This is a genomic window from uncultured Roseobacter sp., assembly GCF_947492555.1.
Classification (GTDB): domain Bacteria; phylum Pseudomonadota; class Alphaproteobacteria; order Rhodobacterales; family Rhodobacteraceae; genus Roseobacter.
The window spans coordinates 636,562-659,807 of sequence record NZ_CANLNE010000003.1; the positions used below are offsets into that span (position 1 = coordinate 636,562).

Below are 23,246 nucleotides of genomic sequence, written 5' to 3' on the forward strand. Positions count from 1 at the left end.
CATGCAGCAAAAATTTGCTGGGTCTCCTGTGTGGCTTCTTACCGCCTTTTGATATGTCCTGCATGGCGGTCCGGTATATCCACTGAGTTTTTTTGAACCAAATTTCGAAGTCATGGAATTTCAAGAATGTGTGGAACGGTGCCGATGACTAACGCGACAGACCCCGGTTATCTGTATGAGTTTGCGTGTTGGTGTCGCGTAATGCTGGCCCGGACCTCAAGCACTTCCATCCCACCTTAGATGGTCAAGGAGCCGGATCGTGCGTGGCACCAAGATCAAAGACACGACAAGCATCATCAAACCAGCAAGGACCAGAGGACGGAAGGCCAGAGGCCAGCCTCCCACAATACCGTCAAGTATCAACCGCAGAGCCGTGATTGTCGGCCAAGCAAGCGCCCATATGATCAGGATCCCGCGCATGTCATGAGTCCAACGCGGCGGCGTTCTCTTCGAGGTGGGCAATAGTGGTTGTGCCGGGGATCACCAGAATGTTTGGCGACCGCGCCAGAAGGCCGCGTAACGCCTCTTTGGGATCAATGGCAGCGCCTTGCTTCATCGGATGTGCCCCCAAAGGACCGTGCGAAACGAAGGCAATCCCTTGATTGTCCAGCCAGTCGATAGTCGCCTCCATTTCCTCGTCCCGTGCATCGGTAGGCGAATAACGGTTCTGGACAGCCGCAATAGGAGCAACTTGCATCGCTTCTTCGATCTGTGCGCGGGAAACGTTGGACACGCCGATCATAGCGATCTTTCCCGCCTTCCGAGCGTCTTCGAGGGCCGTGATACTTTCGGTCACAGATGTATGACCATCCGGTGCATGAAGATAGTAGAGGTCGATTTGATCGACGCCGAGGTTGGACAGGCTTTCATCGACGTGACGCGCCATCGTCGCTGCAGACGTGTCCCGTGTGATACCGTCACGGGTTTTTTCAACACCACCCTTGGATGCGATGAACATATCACCGTAGCTGCCGTTTTCATCACGCAGCGCATCGGCAATGATTTTCTCGTTGTCATGCGGACCATAGGCACGGGCTGTGTCTATATGGTTGATGCCCAACTCACGCGCCCGGCGCAGCAGAGCAACGCCGCCTTTCCAGTCTGCGTATGGACCGAAATTCCCGGGCTGGCCCGTCAGGCGCATGGCACCATAGCCGTTGCGGTTCACCGTGCGGCCGTTCAGGAAGGTGAAGGTTGATTGAATGTCATTGGTCATGTCGTGGTTCCTTTTGTTTGCGTCGACATGAACATACCCACCAACTGGCAAGACGGTAGTGGCATGACAGGTAGAATTGTCATACGATACACGTATGAACACTCGTTTTGACCGCCTCTTCCTGCTTGAGACCTTCGTCCGGATCGCAGAGCGGCAATCTCTCTCCGCGGCAGCGCGGGATCTGGGGACGTCGCAACCTTCTGTGTCTCGGCGGCTTGCCGCGTTGGAGAACCGTTTGGGCGTAGTGCTGGTGCGGCGCACCACACATGATGTGACGTTGACGCCAGACGGCTTGGCGCTGCTGTCCGATGCTCGACGCATGATTGGCGAATGGGAGGCGATTGAGGATCGTCATGGCGAAGATGAGGAGCTGAAGGGCACTATTCGTGTGATCGCTCCAGTTGCGCTTGGACAAAATCTTCTTGTCAGAGCAGCCATACAGTTCATGAAGGATCATCCGAAGGTCACGATTGACTGGCGTCTGCGCGATGATGCAATCCGCTTTGCCGAGGAAGGGTGTGATTGCTGGCTTAAAGTCGGGCCAGTCCCGGACGAAACGCTTGTGGTGCGTGAATTGGCCCGTGTCGAACGTCTCGTGGTCGGGACGCCGGACTGCCTGGCGCAACATGCAGGAAGTGACCTACACGCAATGCCCTGGCTGACACTTGGCCCTTTCGAGGGAAATCGGATCGAGTTGTTCAATGAGGCCCAAGAATTGCAGGCTTTTTCTGTCACACCCAAGCTGGCAAGCGACAATATCTTCGCCATCTATGAAGCGGCAATGCAGGGCGTTGGCGTCGCCATCATGCCGCGCTGGTTCGTGGCGTCCGACCTCGAAATCGGCAATCTGGTTGACGCGGCACCCGATCTGCGCGCGGCCCGTTTGCCGGTAAATCTCGCGCTTGTCTCCGGCACGAAACGTCCTGCCCGAGTCGAGGAATTCTGCAAGTCGGTGCAAGATTGGTGTAGTGACCATCTCCACTAGACAAGCTTGAAAGCGGCCATCGGCGTTGATCGCAGCATTCGGTAGAATGTGGCTCGAACCTGACGTGACGTGCGATCACTCCTTCTTCAGCGGAACGCCGTACAGCTCCAGACGGTGCCCGCGCAACTCGTAACCGAGTTTGCGTGCAATCCGCTCCTGCAGGGCCTCGATTTCTGCATCCACGAATTCAATTACCTCGCCCGAATTCATGTCGATCAGATGGTCGTGGTGATCCCGCTCGGCGTCCTCATAGCGGGCACGGCCGTCGCCAAATTCCAGCTTGTCCAGAATGCCAGCTTCCTCGAACAGCTTGACCGTCCGGTAGACCGTGGCAATGGAAATACCCGCATCGATAGCCGAGGCGCGGGCATAGAGCTCTTCCACATCCGGGTGGTCGTCGCTGTCCTCCAACACTTTGGCAATGACACGGCGTTGTCCGGTCATGCGCAGGCCCTTGGCCTCGCAGCGGTGGATGATGGTGTTGCCCATGTCTGTGCCCTTGATCGCTGGAGGCCACATTTAGCGGCATTTTTGTCCTGCTTCCAGACGCCTTTTCACGCTTGTGTTGACTTCCCCGGCGCAAACCCCCATGTGCACTACAAGCGAAGCCTTCTGCCGCGTGAGCAGTTGTGAGCGCCCCGGAAATCACGCCGGTCAACGCGCTCATCCAGAAAGGCCCGCCGATGTTCCCAAAATCACGCGTGGGTCCAAACGCTGCGGACAGGTGTGGGCATATGGCCGACACGTGCGATCCGTGTTGCGTGTCCCAAGCGGTGTCCAAGGTGGCACGGCCAAAGAATGTGGCGCCCCGTTGCGGTGCGCCGGAAAGATATGAATGAGCGATTTTGATATGATGGACCTGCCGACCAAACTGGTGGCACGTCTGAAAACGATGGGTCTGAACGACCCGACCCCAATCCAGAAACAGGCCATCCCGCACGCGCTGAACGGGCGCGACGTGATGGGGCTGGCGCAGACCGGCACCGGCAAGACGGCGGCCTTTGGCGTGCCTCTGGTGGCGCAGATGCTGGAGCTGGACGGGCGGCCCGCGCCGAAATCCGTGCGTGGTCTGGTGCTGGCCCCGACGCGTGAACTAGCAACGCAGATCAGCGTGAACCTGCGGGCCTTTGCCGAGAATACACCGATCAAGGTGGCGATGGTCGTTGGCGGCCAGTCGATCAACAACCAGATCAAGCGGCTGGAACGCGGGGTGGACCTGCTGGTGGCGACACCGGGCCGGTTGCTGGACCTTATGGACCGGCGCGCGGTGCGGCTGGACGAAGCGACGTTTCTGGTGCTCGACGAAGCGGATCAGATGCTCGACATGGGCTTCATCCATGATCTGCGCAAGATCGCGAATGTGATCCCGAAAGAGCGCCAGACCATGCTGTTCTCGGCCACCATGCCTAAACAGATGAACGAATTGGCGCAAAGCTATCTGCGCAGCCCCATTCGCGTGGAAGTCTCGCCTCCGGGCAAGGCCGCGGATAAGGTCACGCAGGAAGTGCACTTCATCGCCAAGGCCGAAAAGGCCGGGCTGCTGATCGAGATGCTGGACAAGCACCGCGACGAGCGCGCGCTGGTCTTTGGCCGGACGAAACATGGCTCCGAAAAGCTGATGAAGACGCTGGTGAAGGCGGGGTATGCCGCGGGCTCGATCCACGGCAACAAAAGCCAGGGCCAGCGCGACCGCGCGATTGCCGCCTTCAAATCCGGTGAGATCAAGGTGCTGGTGGCCACGGATGTGGCGGCACGCGGCCTCGATATTCCGGATGTAAAACACGTCTACAACTACGATCTGCCGAATGTGCCGGACAACTACGTGCACCGGATTGGCCGCACCGCACGGGCAGGCAAGGATGGCGCGGCCATTGCGTTCTGCGCGCCTGACGAGATGGGTGAATTGAAAGCCATTCAGAAGACCATGGGCCTTTCGATCCCCGTGGGCTCCGGACGGCCCTGGGAAGCCATGGATATCCCCGAAGGCACCAAGCCCAAGGGCCGTGGACGGGGACGCGGGCGCGGCGGCAGACCACAGGGCGCGGACAAATCCGCATCGGGTCAGCCGCAGGGCGCCAAACCCGCAGGCGGGCGTCGCAGACGGCGGCGCGGTGGCAAGCCGGGCGGCCGTCCCGGCGCTGGTGGAGACGGGCAGAGGGTCGCCTGATCCTGCCGTTCTGATTTGAACGAGACCTGCGCCCCTCTGCGGGCGCGGGCGCGCGTCGGGTGATTGACATTGCCCGGCAGAGCACCCCATCTGGCGCCATGGACCGCAAAACTCACATGGATGCCTTCGGGGCAGCCGCCCTCATCACCTTTGCCCTGCATCTTGCGTTCAACCAAGTGGTCATCAAGGTCACCAACGGCGGGTTCAACCCGGTGTTTGCCGCAGGGCTGCGATCCGCCGGGGCGGTAATTGTCCTGCTGCTGTGGATGCGGATGCGCGGGATCAGCCTGACCGTCCCGCGCGAGGCTGTGCCTGCCGGTATCCTGTCGGGTTGCCTCTTTGCCCTTGAATTCACGTGCCTTTTCACCGCGCTGGATTTCACTACCGTCAGCCGCGCCTCAGTGATTTTCTATTCCATGCCGGTCTGGCTTGCCATCGCCAGCCACTTTCTGATCCCGACTGACAAGCTGACCGGGCTGCGGGGGATAGGCCTTTTGCTGGCGATGAGCGGCGTTGCGCTGGCCCTGCTGGACCGCAGCGATGCCTCCGCCAGCCTGACGGGGGATCTGCTGGCGCTGACTTCCGCCATCTGCTGGGCGGGCATCGCGCTCTGCGTCAAGATCACGCCGCTGAGCACGGTGCCGCCCGCGCAGCAATTGATGTTCCAGGTGATCGTCTCCGCGCCGCTGTTGCTGCTGGCCTCGCTGGCCTTTGGCGATCTTATCCGCGACCTGCAGCCGATCCACATCGCGGGATTGCTCTTCCAGATCATCGCGGTTGCGAGCCTCGGGTTTCTGGCGTGGTTCTGGCTGATGTCGATTTATCCTGCGTCTTCGGTCGCCTCCTTCAGCTTCCTGTCACCGGTCTTTGCGGTGATCCTCGGCTGGCTGTTGCTGAGCGAGGACGTGGGGCCGCAGGTCTGGGTGGCGCTGGCGCTGGTGGCGCTGGGGATTTACCTGATCAACCGGCGCCCCAAGGTGGTCTGAGCGTCAGGTCCCGCAGAAGGTCGCGGGCACGCGCTGTGCCTTGGTGGGCGGGCGCATCAGGTCGAGGTCTTCGGTGTCAAAGGGGTTGGCGAGCGCGGTCAGAAGCCGCTCAAAGGGCGCGAAATCCCCGGCAACCGCGGCGGCAATCATCTCTTCCATGCGGTGGTTGCGCGGGATGATCCGCGGAGAGGCCGCCTGCATCACCGCCTGCGCGTCTTCCTCGCCCTGCAGCCGTATTTGCCACTCCGCTTCCCAGGCGTCGAAGGCCTCACGCTCCAGGAACTGATCCCGTGCGTCACCGCGTCCCAGCGCGTCGAAGGTATTGGTGAAATCGGCTCCCTGCGCCTGCATCAGCGTCAAGAGATTCTGGATCAACCCGGCGTCGTCCTTGACTGGCGCGGCGAGGCCGATCTTGGCCCCGAACCGTGTGAGCCACGCTGCTTCGATCTGGGCGGGCATCGCGTGCACGATCTCTGTCGCTTCGCCCAGAGCAGTGGCGGGATCGTCCAACTGCTGCAGCAACGCCGTGGCGAATTGCGCCATGTTCCAGACGATGATGCGCGGCTGGTTGGAATAGGCATAGCGGCCCATCTGGTCGATGGAGCTGAAGACCGTATCCGCATGATAATCATCGATAAAAGCGCAAGGCCCATAGTCGATCGTTTCGCCTGAAATCGCGCAGTTGTCGGTGTTCATCACGCCGTGGATGAACCCCACCGACATCCAGGCTGCCACAAGCTCGACCTGTGCCGCGCAGACCGCGCGCAAAAGGTCCATCGGGCCCTTGGCGTTCGGATAGTGCCGCGCGATTGCGTAGTCCGTCAGCCGCGCCAGTTCCGTCTTTTGACCGCGGTGCGCAAAGACCTGAAAGGTGCCGACGCGCAGATGGCTCCGCGCAACCCGTGTCAGAACAGCACCGGGCAGCACGGTTTCGCGGATCACCTCCTCGCCCGTGAGCGTAGCGGCAAGGGCACGTGTCGTGGGGATGCCCAAGGCGTGCATCGCCTCTGAGATCACATATTCCCGCAGAACCGGGCCCAGCCACGCGCGCCCGTCGCCCATGCGGGAATAGGGCGTGGGGCCGGAGCCTTTGAGCTGGATATCGCGGCGGATGTCATCGGTGCCGACCACTTCACCCAGCAGCAGCGCCCGTCCGTCGCCCAGCTGCGGGTTGAAGGTGCCGAACTGATGGCCCGCATAGAGCTGGGCAATCGGGGCCGCCCCGTCGGGCACCTGCTGGCCGGAAAAGATAGCGGCAAGCTCGCTCTCTGACGCCTCCGGCAGGCGGAGCATCTTTGCCAGCGCGTCGTTATAGGCGATCAGCTTTGGTGTCTTGACCGGGGTCGGGTCCAGCCGCGTGTAAAAGGCGTCCGGCAGGGCGGCATAGCTGTTGTCGAAGGGGACGGAAAAGCTCATGGGTTTAACATATGTCGCGCAGGCCGCTTCGCAACGGTGTCAGAAACGGCGCGTCATCAGCATGTAGTCCGGGCGCGGGGTGAAACCGGCGCGGGCATAGAGACGTTGGGTGCTTTCGGCGGTGCGGTCCACTTCCAGATGCAGCGCCTTTAACCCGGCACCGGCCAGCGCGCGGGGCAGGCTTTGTAGGGTTTCCGAGGCGATACCACGGCCGCGAACGCCGGGGCGCACGTAGATTTCATCGACAAACCCGTCCAGACCGCCGAACTCCAAGGACCAGCCGAAGGTCACGACCACATAGCCGATGGGCGCACGGGGCGGGCCGATCAGATAGGCCGCGCCATGGGGCGAGCCGGCAAGCAGCGGTGCGATCCCGGCCTGCCGCGCCTCGGCGTTCAGCGTAATGCCGTGTTCCTGATGAAACGCGGCGACCAGCGCGTCGAGGCGATCTGCGTGCGCCGCTGTGGCGAGCGTCAGCGCGGCGCTCATAGCCGCGACAGCCGCTCGGTCAGCAGGGTGAAAAACCCGTCTGCATCGATGTCCTTGATAAAGAGCGCGTTGGCGGGCCTGTCTGTGACGCCCCACCAGTCGGCAACGGTCATGCCCATGGTCAGTTCCGAATGTGTTTCAATTTCCACGTTGACGTGACGCCCTTTGAAGAGGGTGGGATCGATCAGATAGGCCGTCACGCAAGGATCATGCAGCGGCGCGCCCTCGGAGCCATATTTCTCCTTGTCGAAACGTTCGAAGAAATCCGTCATCTCGGACACGGCTTTGCCCACGGGCGTGCCCAGAGCGCGGAACGCTTCGTTTCGGGGCGGAGTAACCAGCGCCTTATGGGTGACATCCAGCGACATGACCACAATAGAAATACCGGATTTAAACACGATATCAGCCGCTTGCGGGTCGACATAAATGTTGAATTCTGCTGTGGGCGTGATGTTGCCGACCTCGAAGTAGGCGCCGCCCATCAGCACGATTTCATCCACCGCCTCGGCGATTTCCGGCGCCCTTTGCAGCGCGGTCGCGATGTTGGTGAGCGGGCCCAGCGGGCACAGAGTGATCGACTTGGGGGCAGCGGCCCGCAGTGTTTCGATGATGAAATCGACCGCATGCTGGTCCTGGAGCTGCATGTAAGGGTCGGGTAAAGTCGGCCCGTTCAGGCCCGTCTCTCCATGCACATGTTCTGCGGTGACCAATTCGCGACCCAGAGGGCGGTCGCATCCGGCAAAGACCGGCACATCGGTATGGCCTGCCAGCTCACAGATCATCAGCGCATTTTTCGACGTAAGCGCCAGCGGCACATTGCCAGCCACGCAGGTGATGCCCAGGACGTCGATTTCCTTGGGGCTGGCCAGCGCCAGCAGAATGGCTACGGCATCATCCTGCCCGGGATCGGTATCGATGATGATTTTGCGGGGGGACATGCATGCTCCTGTCCAGAAATTTGCGCGACACTCGCAAGTCGCACCGATTTTGTCCAGACGGTCAATTTCGCCTAAGCAGGCGAGCGCGCGCACAAGTGGGTGAAGAGGGCGCTATGCAGTGTTTGACTGGCGTTCGGCCCGTTTTACGTCTTCCCAGAGCGCATCCATCTCTGCCAGATCGCTTTCCGACGGGGTTTTGCCGACCTGTGCCAGCCGTTTTTCCACTGCTTCGAAGCGGCGCGTGAACTTGGCATTGGCCGCGCGCAGGGCCGCTTCGGGATCAAGGCCCAAATGCCGCCCGAGGTTTGCCATGACAAAGAGCAGATCGCCGTATTCTTCCTCCACCTCCCGCTGGGTCAGGCTGTCCTTCGCCTCGACCAGTTCGGCGGATTCTTCGGTCAGCTTGTCCAGCACCTGAGTGGTCGAAGGCCAGTCAAATCCGACGCGGGCCGCGCGCTTTTGCAGCTTCAGCGCGCGCAGCAGCGCGGGCAGGCCAATGGCCACCCCGTCCAGCGTCCCGCCCTGCGCCTTTCCGGCCCGCTCTGCCGCCTTGATCGCCTCCCAATCCGCAGTCTGTTGGTCGGCGGATTTATCCCGGCTTTCATTGCCGAAAACATGTGGATGCCGCGCCACCATCTTGTCGGAAATCGCGGTCACCACGGACTGAAAAGAGAAATGCCCGGCCTCTTCGCCCATGGCCGTGTGGTAAACCGTCTGCAGTAGCAGATCGCCCAGCTCCCCCTCCAGTTCCGCGAAATCGCGCCGCTGGATCGCATCGGCAACTTCGTAAGCCTCTTCAATGGTGTAGGGGGCGATGGTGTCGAAATCCTGTTCGATATCCCACGGGCAGCCCGTTTCCGGATCGCGCAGGCGGCGCATGATCTCCAGCAGGCGCTCAATTCCCGCATTCCGGTCGTGGATCAAGTCTTCAGCCATTGCAGCGCGCCCATCTGTCGTGTCACATGCACCTGACAAATAATTCGACAAGGAGTCCACCCCATGCCCGTGGTAAACCGGATCGCTGATCTGAGTGATGAGATGACGGCCTGGCGGCGGCATCTGCACTCCATTCCGGAACTGGGGCTGGAGTGCCATCAGACCGCCGCGTTTGTCGCCGAACGCCTGCGCGAATTCGGTGTCGACGCGATCCACGAAGGCATCGCAAAAACGGGCATTGTCGCGATCATCGAGGGGCAGGGCGAAGGGCCGACCATCGGGCTGCGCGCGGATATGGATGCGCTGCCGATCACCGAGGAGACAGGCGTCGATTATGCTTCCACACATCCCGGCAAGATGCACGCTTGCGGCCATGACGGTCACACGGCGATGCTGCTGGGGGCGGCGAAATACCTGGCTGAGACGCGCAATTTCGCTGGCCGGGTTGCGCTGATTTTCCAACCGGCAGAAGAGTTTGGCGGCGGTGGCGAGGTCATGGTGCAGGAAGGCATCATGGAGAAATTCGACGTGAGCCAGGTCTATGCGATCCACAATTCGCCCGGCCGCGATTTTGGCAGTTTCAACACCACACGCGGGCCGATCATGGCCGCAGCCGACACGTTTCACATCCACATCACCGGGGTCGGCGGGCACGCGGCGCGGCCACATGATTGCGTTGATCCGGTCGTGGCGGCCTGTTCAATCGTGCAGGCATTGCAGAGCATCGTCAGCCGCAACCGCCATCCGATGCAGTCGTTGGTGATTTCCACGACGCAAATCCACACCGGTACAACCGATAACGTGATCCCGGAAACCGCCTATATCAACGGTACGGTGCGCACCTTCGACAAGGAGGTGCAGGCCATGGTGGTGCGCCGCATGGAAGAGATCGTGGCGGGGCAGGCGGCCTCTTTCGGGCTGGAGGCGCGGCTGGAGTTCGAATTCGGTTACCCGCCCACGATCAACGACGCCGCCAAGGCCGGGTTCGCGGCGGAGGTGGCCGAGGAAATCGCAGGTGCTGCAGCGGTGGATGATGCGATTATGCCGGTCATGGGGGCGGAGGATTTCTCCTACATGCTCGACGCGCGTCCCGGTGCCTATCTGATGCTGGGACAGGGGGAGGGCGCGGGCGTGCACCACCCCAAGTACAATTTCAATGACGAGATCGCACCGATTGGGGCCTCCTTCTTTGCCCGTCTCGTGGAGCGCGCCCAACCCGTGGCCGGGGCCTGAGCGGTGGCGCTGGAAGACGCCAAAACCCAGATGGATCACGCCTTTACCCGCGATGATCCCAGGGGCCCGAGTTTCGAACTGACCTTTGGCGGGGCGCTGTCCTTCCTGCGCAGGCGCTACACAAAGGACCTGACCGGCGTCGATATCGCCGTGACGGGCGTGCCGTTCGATCAGGCGGTCACCAATCGACCCGGCACGCGGCTGGGGCCCCGCGCGATCCGGGAGGCCAGCGCGTTGCAGGCCCCCGATGCGCCCTATGGCTGGCCCTTTGACGTGCTGAGCGAGCGGGTGATTGTCGATTACGGCGATCTGGCCTTTGACTATGCCAATATCCCCGCCTTCCCCGATGCGCTGACCGCCCATATCCGGGGCATATTGGACACCGGGGCAGCCAGCGTGGTGCTGGGTGGCGATCACTACATCAGTTTTCCAATCCTCAAGGCCTATGCCGAAAAATACGGGCCGATCAGCCTGCTGCAGTTCGACGCACACACAGACACCTGGGCCGATGACGACATGGGCCGCGTCGATCACGGCACCATGTTCTATAAAGCGGTGAAATCCGGGATCGTCGACCCCGCAACCTCCGTGCAGGTGGGCATTCGCACGACAAATGCGGATACGCTCGGCGTGAACATCATCGATGCACGTGAGGTTCACGAGAAGGGGCCGGGCGCGACGGTGGCAAGGATCAAGGACATCCTCGGCGACCGGCCCTGCTATCTGACCTTCGACATCGACGCACTCGACCCGGCCTATGCGCCGGGCACCGGCACGCCGGTCTGGGGCGGGCTGACCAGCGCACAGGCGGCATCCATGCTGCGCGATTTGGCGGGCGTCAACATTCGGGGCGGCGATGTTGTTGAGGTTTCGCCCCCCTTTGATACAACCGGCGCGACAGCCATTGCGGGGGCGCATGTGGCAACAGAAATTCTAAGCCTGCTGGGCTGGCGGATGCGTGAAGAGAGTTGAGCATGAGCAGTAAGAACCAACCGATCAGCGGTAATGACCTTGCGCGGTTTTCCGGACCGGGCAGTTTCATGCGACTGCCTTTTGTCAATGATCTCAAAGGGCTGGATGTGGCCTTTCTGGGCATTCCGATCGACATCGGCACGTCCTGGCGGTCAGGCACGCGGTTTGGCCCCAAGGAGGTGCGCGCCCAGAGCGCGATGATCCGCCCCTATCACATGGGCACGGGCGCCGCGCCCTTTGACAGCCTGCAGGTGGCCGATATCGGCGATCTGGCGATCAATACGTTTTCGCTCGCCGACAGTCTGAAGATCATTCAGGAGAGTTATGACGCGATCCTGAATTATGACGCGATGCCGATGGCCATTGGCGGCGATCATTCGATGACCCTGCCGATCCTGCGCGCCATGCACAAACGTCACGGGCCGGTGGCGCTGGTGCATGTGGATGCCCATGCGGATGTGAATGACGAGATGTTCGGCGAGCGCGAAACCCACGGCACGGTTTTCAAACGCGCCTATGAAGAGGGGCTGATCCTGCCGGAAAAAACCTATCAGATCGGGCTGCGCGGCACCGGCTACACGGCGGCTGATTTCACGCAGGCGCAGGGCTGGGGATTCCAGCAGTTCCCGGCGCAGGAGTTGTGGCACCGCAGCCTCTCGACCCTGGGTGGGGAGGTGCGCCGCGACATCGGGCCCGAGCAGCCCACCTATGTGAGTTTCGACATCGACAGTCTTGACCCGGCTTTTGCGCCGGGCACCGGCACGCCAGAGATCGGCGGGCTGACGACGGCGCAGGCGATGGAGCTTATCCGGGCGCTGAAGGGGTTGAACATCGTGGGCTGCGATCTGGTCGAGGTGTCGCCGCCCTATGATACAACCGGCAACACCGCGCTGACCGGCGCTAACATCCTTTTTGAGCTGTTGTGCGTGCTGCCGGGCGTCGCCTATCGCTGAGAGGGCGGGACGCTCCGCGGGGGATATTTGTGGCCAAGAGAAGGCGAATGCGTATGGGAGCGTTGGTGGTTGCGCTGCTTCTTTTGTTTGGTTTGGGCTATGTGCGGCTGGCGCCGATCAATCCCGCCCGTTGGCATCAGCCGGTACCCCATGCGCAGAGCAATGATTTTGCCAGCGGTGCTGTGCGGGTGATCCCGGGCGATGCAGAGGTAATGCAGCAGGTCGATGCGGTGCTGCGCGCACTGCCGCGCACCGGAGTTTTGGCCGGATCGGTGGCGGCGGGACGGATCACCTATGTTACACGATCGGCCGTGTTTGGATTTCCAGATATGACAACTGTCGAGCTGCGGGACGGCCAGATCCGCCTGTTCGCCCGCCTGCGGTTCGGCGCGTCAGATCTGGGCGTCAACCGGGAACGACTGGAGCGGGTGATCGCCGCCTTGCAGAGAGGATGACAGGCACCCCTGTTGCACCTCGCGCCACATCGGCACGTTCAGTGACATCTGGCACTGCGCCATGAACATGCGCCCATCCACCTGCAGGCAAATGGTCTGCCCAAGCTCTACCCGCGCGCCGGATTTGTCGGTGCAATAGCACTCGACGGTCTTGCCGCTGGGGCTGGTGACATCGGCAATACCCGGCAGGGCCGCCCAGATCAGAAGCAGGGTCAGTCGTTTCATGGCGAAAACAATAGCATGGTGCCTGCTCTTGACCAACGGCTTTCAATGTCGGAGAGACGCAGAATGATCCCTGTGCAGCAATTGGAACAGATAACGGCGCGTTTCGAGTATCTCGAGGCGGCAATGTCGGCGGGCGACGCCTCGGCGGACATCGCAGCACTGGCCAAGGAGTATTCCGATCTGCGCCCGGTGGTGGAGCAGATTGCGGCCTATCGTCAGTTGCTGGGTGATCTGGACGAGGCGCAGGAGATGCTGTCGGACCCGGATATGGCAGCGCTTGCGGAGGAGGAGCTACCCCGGCTGAAGGCCGCTTTGCCCGCCGCCGAAGCCGCCCTGCAGCTGGCGCTTTTGCCCAAGGACAAGGCGGATGCCAAACCGGCAATGCTGGAGATCAGGCCCGGTACGGGCGGAGATGAGGCGGCGCTCTTTGCCGGGGACCTGCTGCGCATGTACCAGCGTTATGCCGAGAGCAACGGCTGGCAGTTCGAGATCATCGAACTGCAGGAGACTGAGCTGGGCGGCATCAAGGAAGTGGTGGCCCATGTCAAAGGGCAGAACGTCTTTGCCCGGCTGAAATTTGAGAGCGGCGTGCACCGCGTGCAGCGTGTGCCCAGCACCGAAAGTGGCGGCCGCATTCACACCTCGGCGGCCACGGTGGCCGTGCTGCCGGAGGCCGAAGACGTGGACATCCAGATCGAGGCCAACGATCTGCGCATCGATACGATGCGGTCCTCCGGCGCGGGGGGGCAGCATGTCAACACCACCGATTCCGCCGTGCGGATTACGCATTTGCCAACCGGCCTGGTGGTCACAAGTTCCGAAAAGTCACAACACCGCAACCGCGAGATCGCGATGCAGGTGCTGCGCGCCCGGCTCTATGATCTGGAGCGCGCGCGCGTGGATGGCGAACGCTCCGCAGACCGGGCGGCGCAGGTCGGCTCGGGGGATCGCTCGGAACGCATCCGCACCTATAACTTCCCGCAGGGGCGTATGACGGATCACCGGATCAACATGACGCTCTACCGGCTGGATGCCGTGATGCAGGGGGATCTCGACGAGATCGTCGATGCGTTGACCGCGGACGCGCAGGCGCGGCAGATGGCGGAGATGGGGCAGTGACCGCCGCGGAAGCCATGGTAGCCGCCATGGCGCGGCTGCGGGCCGCGGGTGTGCCGGATCCGGCGCGGGATGCGCGTGTGCTGTTGGCCCATGCGGCGAAGGTCGATGCGGCACGCGTCACGCTGATCGCGCCCGAGGACATCGCACCCGAGATCGCCGAACGCTACGACAATCTGGTCGCCCTGCGGGCCGTGCGGGTGCCGGTCTCGCAGCTGATCGGCGCGCGCGAATTCTACGGGCGCGCCTTCGAGATCAGCCGCGACGTGCTGGACCCACGCCCGGAGACCGAAACGCTGATCGAGGTCGCCCTGTCAGAGCCTTTCGCGCGCATACTTGATCTGGGAACCGGATCAGGCTGCATTCTGGTAACGCTTCTGGCGGAACGCCCGGAAGCGGAAGGGGTCGGCGTCGATCTGAGCGAAGCCGCCTGTCTGCACGCCAGCGCGAATGCCGCGCGGCATGCGGTTGCCGATCGTGCCACGGTCCTGAAATCAGATTGGTTCGAGGCTGTCGAAGGGCGATACGACCTCATCGTCTCCAATCCGCCCTACCTGACAGCGGAAGAGATGTTGCAGGTTCAGCCCGAATTGCGCGACCACGAACCGCGCCTCGCGCTGACCGATGAACACGATGGCCTGTCGGCGTATCGCGTCATTGCCGCACAAGCACAAGGGTACCTGAATGCGCGCGGTCGCGTTCTGGTTGAGACCGGCTGGCAGCAGGGGGCGGCGGTGGCCGCGATCTTTGAGGCGCAGGGCTGGGGCGAAGTGGCGATTCTCCCCGATCTGGGCGGGCAGGACCGTGTGGTTTCTGCCGCTAAACCGGGATAAATTGCGCTGAAAATGCAGGAAAAATCCGCAAATCTGGTTAAAATCGATCATTACCCCTTGCGGCAGGGCGACCTGCGTGTTTATTCAGAGGTGTTGCAGCGGTGGATGCCCAACACTGGCGGTCCCGCGCGGCGTTATGCCCAACATATCGACACCCCGGACTAAAACCGCGTAACGCGCATCCGGTCACACGATCCACAGCACGAAGGCTGAGCGAACTTCATGAAATCATCGAGATCCCGGTCCCGCTCGAAGAGCAACCGCAACCGGTCCCAAGGCAATCAAGGCGGCAATGTCGTCAACCGCGTGTTCGACAGTTCGGGCCCGGAAGGAAAGGTGCGCGGCACGCCGCAGCAGATCATCGAAAAGTATAATCAGCTGACGCGGGATGCACAGCTGAGCAATGACCGCGTGGCAGCCGAGAATTTCCAGCAACACGCTGAGCATTACACCCGCATGCTCGCGGAAGCGCAGCGCGAGATCGAAGCGCGCCGCGAAGAGCAGGAACGTCAGAACCGCGAGCGTCAGGCCGAGCGTGACCGTGAACGCGCCGAGCGTCAGGAGCGCGAAGCCAGTCAAGCGGTCGAACAGACAGCGCAGCAGCAACCAAATGCCGACGCTCAGGGGGGGGAAAGCAATCTGGTGGAAACACCGGAGAGCCAGCCCAAGCCCAAGCGGTCACCGCGCCGCAAACCGCGGCCCAAGCCAGAGGCGTCGAACGGCGATCAGCCCGGCGGGGATGACGCGCCAAAAGCGGCAGAATGAGAGATTGAAATGACCCCGCCACCGGCGGGGTTTTTCATGTCTGCGCCATGCTGCGAGCCAGCGCGCAGAACCCTTCGAGCGGGATTTGCTCGGCCCGGTCCGTGGGTTTCAGCCCGGCGGCAATCAGACGGTCCTCGATATCGGGCGCAAGGCCTTTCAGCGCGGCGCGCAGCATCTTGCGGCGCTGGTTGAAGGCGGCGGCGACCACGCGGCTCAGAACGGCGGCATCGGCCTCGAACCGGGGCTCGGGCAATGCCTGCATATGCACAACGCTGCTGGAGACCTTGGGCGGCGGCGTGAAGGCCTCTGGTGGCAGTTGCAGCACGATGCGCGCGTCGGCGCGCCACTGCGCGAGGATGGCAAGACGCCCGTAGGTCTTGCTGCCCGGCTGCGCCACGATCCGCTCCGCCACTTCGCGCTGGAACATCAGCGTCAGGCTCAGCCAGAAGGGAGGCCAGTCCTGCGGTGTCAGCCAGCGCACCAGAAGCTCCGTCCCGACGTTGTAGGGCAGGTTGGCCGCGACACGGATGGGCGGGCGCAAATGCGCCAGCGGGTCAATGTCCAACGCATCGCCTTCCAGCACCGTCAACTGACCGGGATACGCAGCGGCAATCTCCGCCAAGGCGGGCAGACAGCGTACGTCTTTCTCAATCGCCAGCACGTGGCGCGCCCCTTCAGACAGCAGCCCACGGGTCAGCCCGCCCGGCCCGGGCCCGATCTCCAGCACATCGCAGCCCGTCAGGTCGCCCGCTTGCCGGGCAATCTTGGCGGTCAGATTCAGATCCAGCAGGAAATTCTGCCCCATCGATTTGCGCGCCTGCAGATCATGGGTACGGATCACCTCGCGCAGCGGTGGCAGGTTGTCGATGGTCCCCATTTTCATTGTTCCTCAAATATGCCCGCCGGAGGCCTCACAGGTGGGCCATCCGGGCGGCCAGCTTCACGGCTTCGATCATGCTAGCGGGCGTCGCCACACCCTTGCCCGCGATGTCAAAGGCCGTGCCGTGGTCCGGTGAGGTCCGGATGAACGGCAAGCCAAGCGTGACATTCACCCCCTTGTCGAAATCCAGTGTCTTGATCGGGATCAGCGCCTGATCATGATACATTGCAATCGCCGCATCATAACGGCGCCGCGCAGCAGCATGGAACATCGTGTCGGCGGGCAGGGGGCCGCGCAGGTCAAATCCTGCCTCTCGCATCTCGCCGATCAGGGCGGCGATCCAATCCGTTTCCTGCCTGCCCATGGCGCCGCCTTCGCCCGCATGGGGGTTCAGACCCGCAATCGCGATGCGGGGCGCGGCGATGCCGAATTGCTGGCGCAGCGCGTGGTCCGTGATCTCAATGGTCTCGCGCAGCAAGTCAGGCGTCAATATTCGGGGCACCTCTTCAAGTGCTATGTGGATGGTTGCGGGGACCACGCGCAGCGCGTCGGAGGCGAGCATCATAACCGCCCGCGTCGTACCCCCGGAGAGGGCAGCGAGGTATTCGGTATGACCGGGATAGGCGAAATCAGCGCCTTCGATCAGCGCCTTTTTGTGGATCGGTGCTGTACACAGCGCGCTGGCGTCACCTGATTGAACCAGCTCAACACAGGCCGCGATGACATCGATCACCCCTTGGGCATTTGCAGGATCCGGCGTTCCCGGTGTAGCGGGGTTAGGGAACCCGTGGTGCAAAACTGGCAGGGCCTTTGTGCAAATCCCGGCAGCCTCTTCTGGTAAGTCAATAACCTGATAGCGGGTACCGGCGGGCAGATGGCGCGGGTCGCCCATCCAGACCATTGGGACCTGTGCGCCAATCGCAGCCCAGGCCGCCGCGGCGATTTCCGGGCCAATCCCGGCTGGTTCCCCGCAACTGATGATTACGGGTGCCGTGTCGGCTGTCATGGGGTCACGATACGGGCGTCAGCGCGCAGCTGATCCAGAAATCCTTCGGCATAGGCGCTGATCCGGCTGGACCGCAGGGCACCGGCCACGTCTTCCCGCGCCACATCTTCGTTCACCGCAGAGGTACGGCCACACATCATCAGAAAGACAAGGGTCTCGCCGTTGGCTCGTGTCAGCGTTGTCGATACCTCGCCGGGATCGAGTTTGCTGAGCTCTATGGCGATATCCTGCGGTATTTCAGAGGGAGGCTTGCTGCCGCGTTCGAGTACCTCTTCTGGCTGGCCCTGGGCCACGCCATAGAGATCGTCACAGACGTCTACCCGCGCGCGGACTTTCTCGGCGGCCGCCAGACCGGCTGGCGTGCGCCCGCCTGGAATATAGTATGCTGCATATTCAATCGCGGCATACTCTCGTGCAGGTGTTCCGGTTTCCTCGATATCGCGCAGCTGGAAAAGCGCCACGGCGTTGGGAATGCTCAGCGGCTCGGTGACTTCCCCCGGCGCCAGTGACAACAGGATCGGACGCAGCACCGGTGGCAGGTTATTCAACTCCTGCCATGGCAGGCGCCCGCCCGCATCCCGCGAGGCCGTTGCCGAAAACTCACGCGCATAGTTCGAAAACTCCTCGGTAGAAGTGCTCGCTGCGATCTCCTGGGCGATCTCGTCAACATCGGCCTTCCTTTCAGGCGGGGCCGGAATGATGATTTCAGAAACCAGAACACGAACACCGGAGGTGCCCCCGGCGGCGCCCAAGGCGCGATCAATTTCCGCTTCGGTGATCTGGACACGCGCGCCGAACCGCGCACCAATCAGTTCGCGCCAAGCGACGCCGACTTCCACAAAATCGCGGAAAGTCTCTTCTGCTACACCACCCTCAATGAGGGCGGCGAGGAACTGATCCTTGGTCATGTTTGCGCGCCCAGCAAACTCCTCGATCCCCGTGTCGATCTCTTCGTCCGTCAGCTCCAGCCCGACAGCAGCGATCGCCTGAGCCTGCAAACGCTCATTTATCAGCGTGTCAACGACATCCTGACGCCCCGAACCCGGCGCGTTGAGCAAGCGCAGAAAGGTCGTGCGCTGGTCAACCTCATATTCGGTCACGACAGTGTCATTGACGAAAACCACCGGATCAAACAGACCCTGTGCTGCAAGAGGTTGTGCGACGGCCATTGCGACCACGAAGGCGAAAATGGATTTCATACTGCTCATTGCGTTCATTGTTCTTGTTACCCGCATGTTCTGGTGTAGGTTTCCGTGCCTTTTTTCGCCGAAAATCCCCTTAGCCCGATGCTTAAGCCCAAAGTCGTCGAGGGTTCAAGGCTTGCCGATGTCGAGTAGCTGCGTTCGACGGAGAATGCCACCGCCACACATTCGTTCTCGTAGACAAAGCCAACTCCGGCGGTCGAGGCGCGATCAATCGCGATATCGTAACGCCAGTCGGCGGTTGCGGTCCAGTATTTGTCGACCCTGTAGGACCCATCAAGCGCAATTTCTGCGATGTTCTCGGGCCGGTCTTCCGCAAGGTCCCGGGTGAGCCACAGATAGCTGCCGCCAAGGCGTGATCGGTCATTGCTGAAATCGCCGCGCACTTCTGCCTTGGTAAAATCGAATTCAGCGTCGAAGAGCGAGCGTGCGGTCAACGACCAGCCGTCCGCTGATTTCATCTGGCCAGCCACAAGGTAGTTCGAAGAGACACCGGTCAGACCGGAGGACTCTGTAAAATCGGGTTCTGCATCGTCGCGCAGGATCTGCCCAACTGTCAGGGACGTATCGAGCCCGTTGGGGTCAAACCGCGCCCAATTTACGCCCAAGGCCGCGGTGCGTCCGCGCTCGCGGCGGTCGGATTCGGGAAAGCGTGAGAGTGAAAGCAGGTTGCCGCCGTCAAATTCGACCCGTGTGCTTTCTTCGTTCGGAATGTCGGGCCGGTCACCGCCCACCCAGCCCAGTTGGACAACGGGTTCCAGAAACTGGGTGACGCCGTTTTCATCGCTGCGCGCCATCGGGTAGCGAAAGGCAATCGCGCCGCGTGGTGTCAATTCCGTCTGCGTTTGTGGCGTGGCGCTGTCCTGGGTGATGTTGAAGAGATCGGCTACGGCACCAAGGGTGACTTCGGCGCGGATACCGCTGGCCAACGTCCAGCCGCGCAGCCAGTCAGCCTCGGTGCTGAAACGCGACACGTCCCGACCGACAATATCCACATCTGAATAACGGTAGTGGCTATGTGCAGTTGCTCCGAACCGCAATTCCCCACCAATGGCGCCGGGGAAGTAGCGCGCCTCGTAAATTGCATCCCCGACAATGGTTGGAATGTTGGCGTTGATATCCGCATCCCGCAGCGATTTGAAGGCAATCACACTGCCGGAAAGAAACTCGTCCCGCCGCGCCCGGCTGATCGTGATGGCACTGTCCAGACGGTCTTTGCCGGAATAGCCGTAGTCCTTGAGATAAGCATCATCGGTGGTGACTTCGATGTCGAATTCCAGTTTGAAATCATTCCGAAGATCGAAAGCCCCGTCGCCGAAAACATACCCCCGCGTCTCGCCCGGCCGCTCGTCATCACGGCTGATCGCACCGTTGAACTCGATCCGCCCGTTCACAAAGGCCTGCCGGTATCGCAATTCCAGCGTGCGGGTCCGCGAAGAGATGTAAGGCGTTACGGTGATGTCCCTGTCTTCGGCGATGTTGATGAAATAGGGAATTTTGATCCCGGTGCCCAGTTGCGATGTTGTGCGCAGCGAGGGGATCAAGAACCCCGTGGCGCGGTCCAGTGTCGGATCGGGCAAGCGCAGCCGTGGGATGTAGAGGATCGGCGTGTTGCGAATGAGAAATTGCGCCCCATCAAAATACAGCTGTCTTTCTTCCTTGTCATGGATGACCCGCTTTGCCCGGATCTGCCAGAGCGGCGGTGTGCCATCTTCACAAACTTTACAGGAGGTTACAGCAGTTTTGTAAAGTTGACTGTAGCGCCCATTGACCCTTTGTATCTGTACGGCGGCCAGTTGTAGCTGCTGGTTCAGCACCATGCGTGCGCCGGTCAGCAACCCCGTTTGCAGATTGGCATCCAATTCGGCCGCCGACGCCAAAACCCGGATGTCGTCGCCCTCCTGCATGGTGATCGGTCCGGAAATTGTCAGTGCGCCGGTTGCCCGGTCATAGCGGATTTCGGAAGCGGTGATGCGGGTTGTGCCCTGGAAGGCCTCGACATTGCCGCGCGCGATCAACGCGCTGTCATTTTCGATAAAGAGTTCGTCGGCGATCAGCACGGCGGGGGGGGCAGATGTCTCCTGCGCCCAGCTCAGCAATGGCCAGAGCAGCATGAAGAAAATGAGAACGACACGCGTCACGGCTCAGCCATCCTCCGCGTGCAGTAAAAGGCCAAGGGCGAAGAGAACGGCGGCAACAGGTGGCGCCCAGGCCGCAAGATAAATTGGAATCTGCCCGTTTTCGCCCAGAATTTGCGCGAAGCTGCGAATGAAATACAAACCAAACCCCAAAAGCACTGCCGCCAGCACCGAAATGCCGGTTCCCCCAAATCGGGTATGCCGCATGGTGAAAGCGCTCGCAACAAGAACCATCGACATCAGGAACAGCGGGCGGGCAAGTTCCGATTGAAACCACACGCGGTGCTGTCGCGAGGAAAAGCCCGCCTGATCCAGCTGTGTTATGAATTCAGGCAGTTTCCAGATGGAGATCGAACTCGGGCGGCCAAAGCTTTCCCGGATACGTTCCAGGGTCAGGGTCGACGGGATAAAGAATTCGTCGTGCGCCTCGGCGTTTGCCTCGGCGTTCACGCCGGGTTGCAGCGGCCAGAGTTTCACATTGCGCAAATCCCATCCGCCGTCCCCCAAGGCAGCACTTTCCGCTGCTACCCGTTTGATCGGCCCGCCGCCTGGCGCGTAGGAGAGGAAAGTCACGTCATAAAGGATCGAGGCATCTGCGTTCGAGCGCCACGCTCTGATGACGGTTTGTCCCTGATCGCCGCCTTGACGCAACCACAGGCCTTCTCCTGAAATCGACAGGGTGGAGGCCCCGCCCGTGCGGTAGCTTTCGGAGAGTTCGCTGTAGCGTTTGCTGGTAGCGGCGACGATGGGGTTCAGCATGGTGACGGCCAAGCCGCCGATGATCAGGGCAACAACCGATGGCGCGATCAGGGCGCGCAGCGCTGACCGACCTGCAGCGCGCGTGGCCACCAGTTCCGATGATCGGGCGAGGCCGACAAAGAGCGCGATGGTTGCCAGAATAATAATCAGGGGCAGGATTTCGTTGACCGTTTCGGGTGTCTTCAAAAGCGTGAGCCCGATGATGCGCCCGAAACTGACGCCAAGATCGCTGAAACCGCGCGCCTGATCTACAAGGTCGACAAGAGCCACGAGCGAAAAGAGCACCAGTGCGAGGAGAAGAAAGCTCATTGCAAAGCGGCGGGCGAAATAGATGTGCAGGATCATGCCGGTTGTTCCTGTTCAGGCTGCCGCCTGCGGCGCAGTCGTTTTGGCCGCGCCACGTACCACATCATACCGACGCACAAGAGCGCGCCGACAATGACGGGCAGGTAGAGCAAAGGCCAAAGCCTCGCATCATCGCGCACCGGGTTTTGCATGGTGGATCTTGCCCCGTCGATCAACAGCAGCAGACCAAATGCAATTGCCACCTCGCGCCAGACACCGAACCGGGAATAGCCGCCGACCAACAGGGTTGTGAAGCCTATCATCGCAGCGACGATGCAGAAAACAGGCTCGGCGAACCGGGCATGAAATTCTTCGGCAAATTCGCCCGGCCGTTGGTTGGTTTGCTCGGCCAGTGTATCCCAAGGCGTGAAAAGCTGCGGCGTCAGCATGTTTCGGGCAAGCAGGTTCTGGGTTCTGTTGTTTCGCGTCAAGGCGCTGATGTCGAAAGAGAAATCTCGGAAGTTAGCCGTCGCAAGGCGGTTGGTTTGCGTGCTCAGGCGTTGTGCCATCCCGTCCACCATGATCAGTGTCGTGATGTTCTGATTACGGATCAGATAGGCTTCGGCCGCGGTATAGATCACGCCTTCATCCGGTTTGCGCCGATCCGACAGGAACACATCGCGCAGCACGCCGTCTTCGGCGATCTCGCGGGCATAGAAGGTAACCGCCGGGGAGGGGTGCAGGAAAGCTCCCTCGGTGAGCAAGCGCGAGGTGGCGTTTTGTGAGATTTCAGCTTCGCGTTCGCTGAGTTGCTGCAGTGCCAGGGGCAGCAGGAAATGGTTCAGCACGGAGGCCATGAAAAACACGATCACGCCGAAGACGAACACCGGTCGCGCCAGGCGGAAGGGGCCGGTGCCCGTCGCCTGCATCACCGTCAGCTCACTTTCGTTGTTCATCCGGTTGGTCACATAGACCGATGCAGCGAAGGCGGAGATCGGCAGCACCGTGGTGATCAGTTTGGGCAGGCCAAGGGCGGTAAACTCCAGAAAGACCAGCGCCGACTGGCCGTCGCTGATCAGCCGGTCAAACAGGATCACCGCCTGATTGATCCAGAAAACGGCCACCAGGACCAGAGAGAAGAAGCCAAACAACAGCAGCAGTTGCGACAGCACATATCTGTCGATCTTGCTCACCGCTCTCCCCTTCGTACCAACTGACGTTTCTTGCGCGACGATAGACCAATCGGCGGGCGTGTAAAACTGCAATCTGGTCTTTGGCGGACGGGCGCGCT

23 protein-coding genes are annotated in these 23,246 nt (G+C 61.5%); 10 read left to right on the forward strand and 13 right to left on the reverse strand.

Annotation, left to right across the window (positions count from 1 at the left end; translation table 11 throughout):
* Positions 1–421: 421 nt before the first annotated feature.
* Entirely contained in the window at positions 422–1,216 is a 795-nt protein-coding gene (locus tag Q1A07_RS16250; RefSeq protein WP_299783081.1) for an aldo/keto reductase, read from the reverse strand.
* A 94-nt stretch (positions 1,217–1,310) separates the two neighbouring features.
* Here Q1A07_RS16250 and Q1A07_RS16255 point away from each other — a divergent pair, with 94 nt between their 5' ends.
* Positions 1,311–2,201: a LysR family transcriptional regulator gene (locus tag Q1A07_RS16255; RefSeq protein WP_299783082.1), complete on the forward strand. Its 891-nt coding sequence runs from the start codon at positions 1,311–1,313 to the stop codon at positions 2,199–2,201.
* 75 nt (positions 2,202–2,276) lie between these two features.
* On the opposite strand, the gene Q1A07_RS16260 is transcribed toward Q1A07_RS16255, so the two are convergent.
* Complete coding sequence (locus Q1A07_RS16260) at positions 2,277–2,690, reverse strand: Fur family transcriptional regulator (RefSeq protein WP_299783083.1); 414 nt, start codon at positions 2,688–2,690, stop codon at positions 2,277–2,279.
* Between the two features lie 346 nt (positions 2,691–3,036).
* On the opposite strand from Q1A07_RS16260, the gene Q1A07_RS16265 reads away from it, so the two are divergent.
* Both Q1A07_RS16265 and Q1A07_RS16270 read left to right on the forward strand, forming a co-directional pair.
* A complete protein-coding gene (locus Q1A07_RS16265; RefSeq protein WP_299783084.1) occupies positions 3,037–4,368 on the forward strand; it encodes a DEAD/DEAH box helicase in 1,332 nt (443 codons plus the stop codon).
* 98 nt (positions 4,369–4,466) lie between these two features.
* Positions 4,467–5,354, forward strand: coding sequence for a DMT family transporter (locus Q1A07_RS16270; protein ID WP_299783085.1), 888 nt, complete (start codon positions 4,467–4,469; stop codon positions 5,352–5,354).
* A 3-nt stretch (positions 5,355–5,357) separates the two neighbouring features.
* Here the strand turns inward: Q1A07_RS16270 and Q1A07_RS16275 are convergent, their stop codons facing one another.
* The 4 genes from Q1A07_RS16275 to mazG form a co-directional block, all read right to left on the reverse strand.
* Complete coding sequence (locus Q1A07_RS16275; protein ID WP_299783086.1) at positions 5,358–6,770, reverse strand: YdiU family protein; 1,413 nt, start codon at positions 6,768–6,770, stop codon at positions 5,358–5,360.
* A gap of 39 nt (positions 6,771–6,809) precedes the next feature.
* Entirely contained in the window at positions 6,810–7,259 is a 450-nt protein-coding gene (locus Q1A07_RS16280; RefSeq protein ID WP_299783087.1) for an N-acetyltransferase, read from the reverse strand.
* Entirely contained in the window at positions 7,256–8,197 is a 942-nt protein-coding gene (locus Q1A07_RS16285) for a nucleoside hydrolase (protein ID WP_299783088.1), read from the reverse strand. The genes Q1A07_RS16280 and Q1A07_RS16285 overlap by 4 nt, the downstream gene beginning before the upstream one ends.
* Positions 8,198–8,308: 111 nt before the next feature.
* The gene (mazG, locus tag Q1A07_RS16290; protein ID WP_299783089.1) at positions 8,309–9,133 is read right to left on the reverse strand and encodes a nucleoside triphosphate pyrophosphohydrolase; all 825 of its coding nucleotides are present in this window, start codon (positions 9,131–9,133) and stop codon (positions 8,309–8,311) included.
* Between the two features lie 63 nt (positions 9,134–9,196).
* On the opposite strand from mazG, the gene Q1A07_RS16295 reads away from it, so the two are divergent.
* From Q1A07_RS16295 to Q1A07_RS16310, 4 genes are all read left to right on the forward strand, one after another.
* Positions 9,197–10,366 (forward strand): M20 aminoacylase family protein, encoded by a 1,170-nt coding sequence (locus Q1A07_RS16295; RefSeq protein WP_299783090.1) that lies wholly within the window; start codon positions 9,197–9,199, stop codon positions 10,364–10,366.
* A 3-nt stretch (positions 10,367–10,369) separates the two neighbouring features.
* The gene (speB, locus tag Q1A07_RS16300; protein WP_299783091.1) at positions 10,370–11,338 is read left to right on the forward strand and encodes an agmatinase; all 969 of its coding nucleotides are present in this window, start codon (positions 10,370–10,372) and stop codon (positions 11,336–11,338) included.
* A gap of 2 nt (positions 11,339–11,340) precedes the next feature.
* Positions 11,341–12,291, forward strand: coding sequence for an agmatinase (gene speB, locus Q1A07_RS16305; protein ID WP_299783092.1), 951 nt, complete (start codon positions 11,341–11,343; stop codon positions 12,289–12,291).
* Positions 12,292–12,356: 65 nt separating this feature from the next.
* A complete protein-coding gene (locus Q1A07_RS16310) occupies positions 12,357–12,746 on the forward strand; it encodes a DUF1499 domain-containing protein (protein WP_299783093.1) in 390 nt (129 codons plus the stop codon).
* Here the strand turns inward: Q1A07_RS16310 and Q1A07_RS16315 are convergent.
* Positions 12,684–12,971 (reverse strand): hypothetical protein, encoded by a 288-nt coding sequence (locus tag Q1A07_RS16315; RefSeq protein WP_299783094.1) that lies wholly within the window; start codon positions 12,969–12,971, stop codon positions 12,684–12,686. The genes Q1A07_RS16310 and Q1A07_RS16315 overlap by 63 nt on opposite strands.
* Before the next feature lie 63 nt (positions 12,972–13,034).
* Between Q1A07_RS16315 and prfA the strand changes: the two genes are divergently transcribed.
* The 3 genes from prfA to Q1A07_RS16330 all read left to right on the forward strand — a co-directional run bounded on the left by prfA (position 13,035) and on the right by Q1A07_RS16330 (position 15,685).
* Entirely contained in the window at positions 13,035–14,090 is a 1,056-nt protein-coding gene (prfA, locus tag Q1A07_RS16320) for a peptide chain release factor 1 (RefSeq protein WP_299783095.1), read from the forward strand.
* Between the two features lie 14 nt (positions 14,091–14,104).
* Complete coding sequence (prmC, locus tag Q1A07_RS16325; protein ID WP_299783555.1) at positions 14,105–14,920, forward strand: peptide chain release factor N(5)-glutamine methyltransferase; 816 nt, start codon at positions 14,105–14,107, stop codon at positions 14,918–14,920.
* 222 nt (positions 14,921–15,142) lie between these two features.
* On the forward strand, positions 15,143–15,685 hold the full coding sequence (locus Q1A07_RS16330) for a DUF4167 domain-containing protein (RefSeq protein ID WP_299783096.1): 543 nt from the start codon (positions 15,143–15,145) through the stop codon (positions 15,683–15,685).
* A gap of 34 nt (positions 15,686–15,719) precedes the next feature.
* Here Q1A07_RS16330 and rsmA read toward each other — a convergent pair whose 3' ends face one another.
* From rsmA to lptF, 6 genes are read right to left on the reverse strand one after another with little or no spacing between them, the layout of a single operon-like run.
* Positions 15,720–16,562: a 16S rRNA (adenine(1518)-N(6)/adenine(1519)-N(6))-dimethyltransferase RsmA gene (gene rsmA / locus Q1A07_RS16335; protein WP_299783097.1), complete on the reverse strand. Its 843-nt coding sequence runs from the start codon at positions 16,560–16,562 to the stop codon at positions 15,720–15,722.
* 34 nt (positions 16,563–16,596) lie between these two features.
* Complete coding sequence (pdxA, locus tag Q1A07_RS16340; protein WP_299783098.1) at positions 16,597–17,571, reverse strand: 4-hydroxythreonine-4-phosphate dehydrogenase PdxA; 975 nt, start codon at positions 17,569–17,571, stop codon at positions 16,597–16,599.
* Positions 17,568–18,770, reverse strand: coding sequence for a peptidylprolyl isomerase (locus Q1A07_RS16345; protein ID WP_299783099.1), 1,203 nt, complete (start codon positions 18,768–18,770; stop codon positions 17,568–17,570). Before Q1A07_RS16345 ends, pdxA begins: the two co-directional genes overlap by 4 nt.
* Before the next feature lie 26 nt (positions 18,771–18,796).
* Positions 18,797–20,914 (reverse strand): LPS assembly protein LptD, encoded by a 2,118-nt coding sequence (gene lptD / locus Q1A07_RS16350; RefSeq protein ID WP_366944106.1) that lies wholly within the window; start codon positions 20,912–20,914, stop codon positions 18,797–18,799.
* A gap of 3 nt (positions 20,915–20,917) precedes the next feature.
* Complete coding sequence (lptG, locus tag Q1A07_RS16355; protein WP_299783100.1) at positions 20,918–22,015, reverse strand: LPS export ABC transporter permease LptG; 1,098 nt, start codon at positions 22,013–22,015, stop codon at positions 20,918–20,920.
* The gene (gene lptF, locus Q1A07_RS16360) at positions 22,012–23,148 is read right to left on the reverse strand and encodes an LPS export ABC transporter permease LptF (protein WP_299783101.1); all 1,137 of its coding nucleotides are present in this window, start codon (positions 23,146–23,148) and stop codon (positions 22,012–22,014) included. Before lptF ends, lptG begins: the two co-directional genes overlap by 4 nt.
* Between the last annotated feature and the right edge of the window lie 98 nt (positions 23,149–23,246).